Raw genomic sequence first — 744 nt, 5'->3', positions numbered from 1 at the left:
CTCCGCAGCGATGTCGCCCTGACGCTTCACACCTATCACGCCGCCCGCATCTGGACAGGCCGGCAGAAGTCGGATGCCAAGCACAGCATCCTCGGCCTCTCCGGCTTCTGCGCCTACGTGAATCGCATGCACCGCGGGGCAGCACAGGACGATCCGTACTCCGACTGGTGGCTGGTTCAGATCGAAGAGAAAGTCGAGAGCTGCCAAGCCGCGCTCAAGGCCATCGACCAGCGACTGGATGACGTCATGGCCAAGCTGCCCGCGACCCTCGATATCTCCGAGAACCTGTCAGTCACACCGGTCAAGGTCCCATTGTTCATCTCCAACCCTCTCGGCTTCAAGGCGGTCTATCTCCTGACCAACTACGACGAACTCGCCCGTCGAATCCTGCTGGCCCAGCACGTCGGGCTGGTCGGTCGCCGCGACATGGAGGTCTGGCTCGACGAAGGCGCGTCGGTGCTGCGCAGCCTCTTTGGTCTGGCCCAGAGCTACCAGTTCTCGGGCGCCACTCGCGACGACTTCGCCGCGAACAACGCTCGCGCCGAAGTCGCGCGGAAGATGTACGAGAAGTTCGGCGAGATCCCGCAGGACATCCTGGAGGGCACCCGACGCTCGAACTTCGCTCCGCCGATCACTCGGGGCCGCTCTGACGGTGATGCCGATGATGACGCTGACCGTGTTGAGCTTGAGGACTGATCGGAATGCGGCAGCTCGATAAGGACCAGCAAGGCGCTCTGCAACAAA

The 744-nt window shown here is 62.9% G+C and carries 1 protein-coding gene; it reads left to right on the top strand.

Features of this window, described 5'->3' with window-relative positions; all coding sequences use genetic code 11:
• Positions 1–696, top strand: a 696-nt coding sequence (locus HMPREF2924_RS37110; RefSeq protein ID WP_070700823.1) for a PFL_4669 family integrating conjugative element protein, incomplete at its 5' end; no start/stop codon positions are given.
• Between the last annotated feature and the right edge of the window lie 48 nt (positions 697–744).

Origin of the sequence: Pseudomonas sp. HMSC063H08 (genome assembly GCF_001813645.1) — a bacterium.
Lineage (GTDB): Bacteria > Pseudomonadota > Gammaproteobacteria > Pseudomonadales > Pseudomonadaceae > Pseudomonas > Pseudomonas aeruginosa.
The sequence above is the reverse complement of the archived record's forward strand: the minus strand, read 5'-3'. Positions and strand labels throughout refer to the sequence as shown.